This is a genomic window from Saccharopolyspora spinosa NRRL 18395 (genome assembly GCF_000194155.1).
In the GTDB taxonomy this organism is placed as follows: domain Bacteria; phylum Actinomycetota; class Actinomycetes; order Mycobacteriales; family Pseudonocardiaceae; genus Saccharopolyspora; species Saccharopolyspora spinosa.
The window spans coordinates 1,580,015-1,586,547 of the sequence record NZ_GL877878.1; the positions used below are offsets into that span (position 1 = coordinate 1,580,015).

The window sequence follows — 6,533 nt, forward strand, 5'->3', positions numbered from 1 at the left end:
GATCCAGTGGCTGACGCCGTCGAGCCGCACGAAGCGGTCTTGCTCGAAACATCCCGCGTCATCAGCCGTCGCTCCGAGTCGGGGTCCGCAACCGGGTCATTCACCGGAACGAGCACACCTACCATCCGGTCGGTATGCCGCGCCAGAGCTGGACCTGGATCGTCTACTTAGGACAGCGATGAGCTCCGGGACCGACCCGCCTGCCGTCAAAGCGGCGAGTTCGCCTCCGGCACCGGGGCGACGGGCAGGATCCCGGCCGCGGTCTTGGTGATCGCCTCGTGCGCGCGGGCGATCGTGCGGTTGTCCCGGCCACCCGACCGGGTGACGGCGAGGATCCGGCGGGCAGGGGCGGGCTCCCCGTGCAAGCGGATGCGCGCGACCGGCCAGTCGCGGTGCAGCCGGGCCAGCCGGGGCACCAGGATGACGCCGAAACCGTGGGCGACCATAGCAGTGCCGGTGTCCCATTCGTCCGCGTAATGCGCGATGTCCGGGCTAAAGCCCGCCGCCATGCATGCGGTGATCACCAGGTGGTGGTAGGTGCTGTCCGGGCGGCCCACGATCCACGATTCGTTCGCGGCGTCGGCCAACGTCACCACCGGGCGAGCCGCCAACGGGTGGCCCGCGGGCGTGACCAGGTCGAGCGGGTCGTCGAGCAGCGGCAGCTGGTCGAAGCGCGAGTCCGACAGCGGCGGGGTATCGGCGGTGACGATCACCAGAGCGAGATCGGCATCGCCGGCGAGCAGCAGGTCGAAGCAGCGGGCCGGCTCGGCTTCGATCAGCCGCACGCGCAGGTTCGGGAAGCTGTCGCGCAGTTCTGCGGCCGCAGGTGGCAGCAGATGCGTTGCAGCGGTGGAGAAACCGCACAGCGTGAACGATCCGCCGGGCTCGTCGGCGAGTGCCGCCAGATCGGCTTGCGCGCGCTCCCACTGCGCGAAGAGCAGCTCGGCGTGCTGCAGCAGCGCCCGGGCGGCCGAGGTCAGCCGAATCCGGCGGCCCTGCGGCACCACCAGCTCCACGCCGAGCTCGGCCGCCAGCTGGCGGAGCTGGTACGAGACGGCCGAAGGCGTGTAGTGCAGCGCTTGGGCCGCAGCCGTGACGGTCCCGTGCTTGGCGACGAGCTGCAGGACCCGGAGCCGATTGTCAATCATGCAAGCAGTTTGCACGATTCTCTGCATGAACGTTTGATTGTCTGTCGGCCGTTCGAGCCCCACGCTTGCGGTGTGCCGGTCTCCGGCAGCACGCGCTCTTCAATCCGAACGGAATTCGCGAGGAGTAGAAGTGACTGCTTTCCCAGACATCGCGGCAACACCGGCGGAACTGATCGATCACCGGGCGGTCGGGCGCAGCCTGGAAGCGCCGTTCTACACCAGCCCGGAGTTCTTCGACCTGGACGTCGCGGCGATCTTCGCCGAGCACTGGATCTTCGTGGCCACCGAGGCCGAACTCCCCGAGCCCGGCGACTACGTCACCATAACGCTCGGGTCGTACTCGATCGTCGTCGTGCGCGACGACGACGAGAACCTCCGGTCGTTCCACAACATCTGCCGGCACCGCGGCGCACGGATCCTGGAGCAGGAACGCGGATCGGTCGGGAACATCGTCTGCGGATACCACAAATGGACCTACGGCACCGACGGCACGCTGCTGCACGCGCCGTCCCAGCCGCAGGGCTTCGATCCCGGCTGCTTCGGCCTCAAGCCGGTGCACGTCCGCAGCGTCGCCGGGCTCGTGTTCGTCTGCCTAGCCGAACGGCCGCCGAGCGACTTCCCCGACGTCGCCGCGCGAATCGAGCCCTACCTGCTGCCGCACCAGCTGCGCGGCGCAAAGGTCGCGGCGCAGATCGACGTCGTCGAGGAGGGCAATTGGAAGCTGGTGATGGAGAACAACCGGGAGTGCTACCACTGCGACGGCCATCCCGAGCTGCTGCGCTCCTTCTTCCCGACCTACGGCTACACCGAGGAGAACCTCCCGCCGCGACTGCGCCCCGCGCACGAGCGCTACCTGCAGGTGGACGCCGAGCTGCGCCAGACTTGCCAGCGCCTCGGGCTGCCTTACGAGCTGATCGAGGAACTGGACAACCGCGCCACCGGATTCCGGATCCAGCGCGACGCGCTCAACCTCGCCGGTGAATCCTTCACCGCGGACGGCAAAGTCGCGTGCCGAACACTGCTCGGCGACTTCCCGACGCCCCGCCTCGGCCATTTGGCGCTGCATCTGCAGCCCAACTCCTGGTTCCACTTCGTCAGCGACCATGCGATCACCTTCGCGGTGCTACCGCTGGCGGCTGACCGGACGCTGCTGCGCACCACCTGGCTGGTGCACCCGGACGCGGAGGCCGGCGTGGACTATGACCTGGACGTGCTGCTCGCGGTCTGGACAGCCACGAACGAGCAGGATGCGGAGCTCGTCGGCCGAGCCCAGCGCGGGATCGGCAGCCCGGCGTACGAGCCTGGGCCGTACGCCCCCACCGAGTACCAGGTCGAGGCGTTCTGCAACTGGTACATCACCCGCCTCCGAGCGCACCTGACGCGATGAACGGCGCGGCAACCTTCCGGTCCCTGTTCGGCCGCCGCGACTGGGACGGCGCGGCGGATCAGCAGCTGCTCTGCAAGCAGGTTCAGCAGATCACCAGCGACGTCCGAACGTTCGTCCTCGAACCCGTCGAGCCCCGGCTGTTCCGCCACGACCCGGGGCAGCACCTCGTCGTCACGGTCGAGATCGACGGGCGGGAGGTCGAGCGGTGCTACACGATCTCCTCCCCACCGACGCGTCCGCACCTCGTGGCGATCACCGTGAAGCGGGTTCCCGGCGGGCCCGTCTCGAACTGGCTGCACGACCGACTGACACCCGGTGCGGTGCTCCGGGCTCGGGGACCGCTCGGCGAGTTCTCGATGGTCCACCACCCGGCGGACAAGTACCTCTTCCTCTCCGGCGGCAGCGGCGTGACTCCCCTCATGTCGATGACCAGGACGCTGCACGACCTGGCGTCCCCGGCCGACGTTGTCTTCGTGCACAGCGCCCGCACCCCCGACGACATCGTCTTCCGGCAGGAGTTGGCGCTATTGGCGGCGACCTCGGAGGGGATCCGGGTCAGCCACATCTGCGAGGCGGACGGGCCGACCGAGCGGTGGGACGGGCATCGCGGGCGCCTGACCACCGACGTGCTGCGGCAGATCGCGCCGGACTTCCTCGACCGTGAAGCGTTCGTCTGCGGCCCGGCGGGCTACATGAAAGCCGTGCGACTGATGCTCGCCGAAGCCGGTTTCTTCATGGACCACTACCACCAGGAGAGCTTCACGATCACCCCGCCCGAGCCGGTGCGCGCGGTGTCCAGTGTGGACGAATCGTTCTCGGTGGAGCTGGCCCGCAGCGGGCTGACCATCGAGTGCGCCGCGGGCACGTCCGTGCTCGACGCCGCTGCGCGGTCGGGCATCAGCCTGCCGTCGTCCTGCGGGCAGGGCATGTGCGGCACCTGCAAAGCGACGCTGCTCAAGGGCTCCGTCGACATGCAGCACAACGGGGGCATCCGCCCCCGCGACCGAGCCGAGCAGAAGATCCTCCTCTGCTGCTCCAAACCATTGGAGGACCTGGTCATCGACGCCTGAGAACCAGCGGGTCCGGCCTGCTCCGGACCCATGAGCACTTTTTTCGGTGCAATGCCACCCGAAAGCGCTCACGGGTCCTCGGCTACCCGGGCGTCGACCGCTGGCCCCGGCGCCAGGCACGGTTGTTCTCAAGAGCCCGGGAGCACTCCGCCGCGCAGTTCCCAGCGGCGGGTGATCGGGTTCCGGACCCAGCGGAGTTCGGTGACCTGCTCCCACGGCTGGAGCGCGTCCAGGTGACGGGACCACAGCAGGTTCTGCGTCGCGAAGTACCGCCTGATCCCGGCGAACCGGGCCGGCGTCGGGTTGTCCCGAAGTGGAGTGCGCATCGTGCTTACCTCTGGAGTGGCGTTCGGTTGATGGCACTCAGTTTGCGATGCACCAATTCCTGCCAACAGTGGCAGCGACGCCGTTGTGCCGCAAAATCCTGCCAGCTATCGTCGAGACATGCTGCGTTCAGTGGCTGCGGTCGTCCTGGACGGCGCCGCGCCGTTCGAACTCGGTGTGCTGTGCGAGGTCTTCGGCTTGGACCGCACCGCCGATGCCGTGCCACCGATCGAATTCCGGGTGTGCGGCGAGCGCCCCGGGGTGCCGTTGGGCACTTCCGTGGGGATGAGCCTCACCCCCGAGCACGGGCTCGACGGGCTGGATGGGGTCGACGTCGTCGCGGTCCCCGCGTGCCGGATCCGGGACGTCTACCCGCCGGGTGTGCTCACCGGGCTGCGGGAAGCCGAGGCGCGCGGGGCCACCGTGCTCTCGGTGTGCACCGGCGCCTTCGTGCTCGGCGCTGCCGGGATCCTCGACGGTCGCCGCTGCACGACGCACTGGTTCCAGGCGGCCGATTTCCGGCGCCGGTTCCCCGCCGCGCATCTCGACCCGGACGTGCTCTACGTGGACGACGGGAACGTGGTGACCAGTGCGGGCACCGCCGCCGGGATCGACGCCTGCCTGCACCTGGTGCGTCGCGAGCTCGGCTCTGGTGCGGCGACGAAGATCGCCCGGCGGATGGTCGTGCCGCCGCAGCGCGACGGCGGGCAGCGCCAGTTCATCGACCTGCCGGTCCCCGAGTGCTCCGCCGACAGCCTGCAGCCGCTGCTGAGCTGGCTGCAGGAGAAGCTCGACCGCGAGCACACCGTCGCCAGCCTCGCCGGGCAGGCGCAGATGTCGCAGCGCACCTTCGCACGCCGGTTCGTCGCCGAAACCGGGACGACCCCGAACCAGTGGCTGGTCACGCAGCGCGTGCTGCACGCCCGGCGGCTCCTCGAAGACACGCAGCTGGGTATCGACCAGATCGCGCGTGAATGCGGGTTCAGCACCGCTGCGCTGCTCCGGCACCACTTCCGGCGCATCGTGGGCGTCACGCCGCGCGACTACCGCCGCACCTTCTCCCGTCCTGCCGTCGCGAGCTCGGGTTGACGAGGTGTTCAGCGGCGGGTCGCGCAAGCAATGCAGGTCGCCGCCGCAGGTAGCGCCTCCAAGCGCTCCGGCGCGATGGACTTCCCGCAGCGCTGGCAGATGCCGTAGGTGCCCTTGTCCAGCCGCGCAGTGGCCCGCTCCAGCTCGTCGAGCTCCCGCCGGACGTCCGCGAGCAGGCTCTGCACCTGGGCTCGCTCATACGCGAGGGTCGCGCCCTCGGGGTCGTGCTCGTCATCGGTGCCGGTCCACGTCGACACCTCGCCGATGGACTCCAGGTGGCGTTGCAAGGCCTCGACGCGCGCCATCGCACTGGCGCGCTCCTCGGCCAGCAAATCTCTCGCCGTCCGCGGTTCCAGCGGGGACGGCGCGTCCTGCGGCACCTGCTTGCTCATAACGAAGTGAACGCCGCCACTCGGTCGGCTATTCCGCCAGTTCACGCGTTTCCCGGAGGGCTCGATCACCGCGTCCGCTGCCGCAGGACCCGCCGGTCGGCATGGTCGTCCGTGCTTGTTGGCGGCAGCAACAACGAAGCGGTCGCACGGCGTCGACGGCTCCAGAATCGCTGGGCAAAAGGCGATCGACTAGGGCCTGTTTCAGAAGTTGATCTCGGTTTGAGATGATCTTCGTGTGGGTCGAGGTGATCTGACGAACGAGCAGTGGGCGAAGATGGAACCGTTGCTGCCCAAGGGTAAGAAGTCGGGCCGCCCGCCCAAGCATCCGAAACGGCAGCTGATCAACGGTATCCGGTTCCGGGTGCGCACGGGTGTGCAGTGGCGTGACCTGCCGGAGCGATACGGCCCGTGGCAGACCGTGTATGGGCTGTTCCGGCGCTGGCAGCGCGACGGGACCTGGAAGCGAATCCTGACGCGGCTGCAAGCCCAGGCCGACGCCGAAGGCCTGATCACCTGGGATGTCAGCGTGGATTCCACTGTCGCTCGCGCGCACCAGCACGCCGCCGGTGCGCGAAAAAAGGGGCTGAACAGCGGGAACCGCCGGGCGGGGTTGACACCGAACCGGATGATCACGGAATCGGCCGGTCGCGGGGCGGGCTGACCACCAAGCTGCATATGGCCACTGAGCAGGGTCAGAAGCCGTTGTCGCTGGTGGTCACGGCGGGGCAGCGGGGTGACTCGCCGCAGTTCCAGCCGGTCTTGGAGCGGATCAGCGTGCCCCGCACTGGTCGGGGCCGGGCGCGGACACGTCCGGACCGGGTGCTGGGCGACAAGGCGTACGGTTCGCGCGCCAATCGCTCGTACCTGCGGCGACGGGGCATTCGGTGCACCATTCCCGAGAAAGCGGACCAGATCCGTCACCGCAAGAACCGAGGTTCGCGCGGTGGTCGCCGGCCGGCGTTCGACACGGAGATCTACAAGCAGCGTCATGCCGTGGAATGCGGAATCAACCGGCTCAAGCGGAACCGGGCCGTGGCCACCCGGTACGACAAACTCGCTGTCCGTTACGAGGCCACGGTGGTCATCGCGTCTATCAACGAGTGGCTCTGACATCTGAAACAGA

General features: G+C 68.7%; 7 protein-coding genes. 4 read left to right on the forward strand and 3 right to left on the reverse strand.

Annotation, left to right across the window (positions count from 1 at the left end; all coding sequences use genetic code 11):
• Window positions 1–206 precede the first annotated feature (206 nt).
• The gene (locus SSPN_RS0108060; RefSeq protein WP_010693457.1) at window positions 207–1,148 is read right to left on the reverse strand and encodes a LysR family transcriptional regulator; all 942 of its coding nucleotides are present in this window, start codon (window positions 1,146–1,148) and stop codon (window positions 207–209) included.
• Between the two features lie 130 nt (window positions 1,149–1,278).
• On the opposite strand from SSPN_RS0108060, the gene SSPN_RS0108065 reads away from it, so the two are divergent.
• On the forward strand, window positions 1,279–2,535 hold the full coding sequence (locus SSPN_RS0108065) for an aromatic ring-hydroxylating oxygenase subunit alpha (RefSeq protein WP_010693458.1): 1,257 nt from the start codon (window positions 1,279–1,281) through the stop codon (window positions 2,533–2,535).
• Window positions 2,532–3,605 (forward strand): FAD-binding oxidoreductase, encoded by a 1,074-nt coding sequence (locus tag SSPN_RS0108070; RefSeq protein WP_010693459.1) that lies wholly within the window; start codon window positions 2,532–2,534, stop codon window positions 3,603–3,605. The genes SSPN_RS0108065 and SSPN_RS0108070 overlap by 4 nt, the downstream gene beginning before the upstream one ends.
• Window positions 3,606–3,733: 128 nt before the next feature.
• Here the strand turns inward: SSPN_RS0108070 and SSPN_RS0108075 are convergent, their stop codons facing one another.
• Window positions 3,734–3,931, reverse strand: a complete 198-nt coding sequence (locus SSPN_RS0108075; RefSeq protein WP_010693460.1) for a hypothetical protein — start codon at window positions 3,929–3,931, stop codon at window positions 3,734–3,736.
• 118 nt (window positions 3,932–4,049) lie between these two features.
• Between SSPN_RS0108075 and SSPN_RS0108080 the strand changes: the two genes are divergently transcribed.
• Window positions 4,050–5,018, forward strand: a complete 969-nt coding sequence (locus tag SSPN_RS0108080; RefSeq protein WP_010693461.1) for a GlxA family transcriptional regulator — start codon at window positions 4,050–4,052, stop codon at window positions 5,016–5,018.
• 8 nt (window positions 5,019–5,026) lie between these two features.
• Here SSPN_RS0108080 and SSPN_RS0108085 read toward each other — a convergent pair whose 3' ends face one another.
• Window positions 5,027–5,410 carry a TraR/DksA family transcriptional regulator gene (locus SSPN_RS0108085; RefSeq protein ID WP_010693462.1) on the reverse strand — a complete coding sequence of 128 codons (384 nt, stop codon included), beginning with the start codon at window positions 5,408–5,410 and terminating at the stop codon, window positions 5,027–5,029.
• Between the two features lie 235 nt (window positions 5,411–5,645).
• Here SSPN_RS0108085 and SSPN_RS50575 point away from each other — a divergent pair.
• A protein-coding gene (locus tag SSPN_RS50575) for an IS5 family transposase (RefSeq protein ID WP_170121539.1) occupies window positions 5,646–6,520 on the forward strand; the annotation gives its coding sequence in 2 pieces (ribosomal slippage) (window positions 5,646–5,990 and window positions 5,993–6,520; 873 coding nt in all).
• Window positions 6,521–6,533 lie beyond the last annotated feature (13 nt).

Excerpts from the sequence above, each read along its gene's own strand:
- SSPN_RS0108060 (WP_010693457.1), bottom strand. The coding sequence starts at position 1,148 with ATGATTGACAATCGGCTCCGGGTCCTGCAGCTCGTCGCCAAGCACGGG.
- SSPN_RS0108070 (WP_010693459.1), top strand. The coding sequence starts at position 2,532 with ATGAACGGCGCGGCAACCTTCCGGTCCCTGTTCGGCCGCCGCGACTGG.
- SSPN_RS0108075 (WP_010693460.1), bottom strand. The coding sequence starts at position 3,931 with ATGCGCACTCCACTTCGGGACAACCCGACGCCGGCCCGGTTCGCCGGG.
- SSPN_RS0108080 (WP_010693461.1), top strand. The coding sequence starts at position 4,050 with ATGCTGCGTTCAGTGGCTGCGGTCGTCCTGGACGGCGCCGCGCCGTTC.
- SSPN_RS0108085 (WP_010693462.1), bottom strand. The coding sequence starts at position 5,410 with ATGAGCAAGCAGGTGCCGCAGGACGCGCCGTCCCCGCTGGAACCGCGG.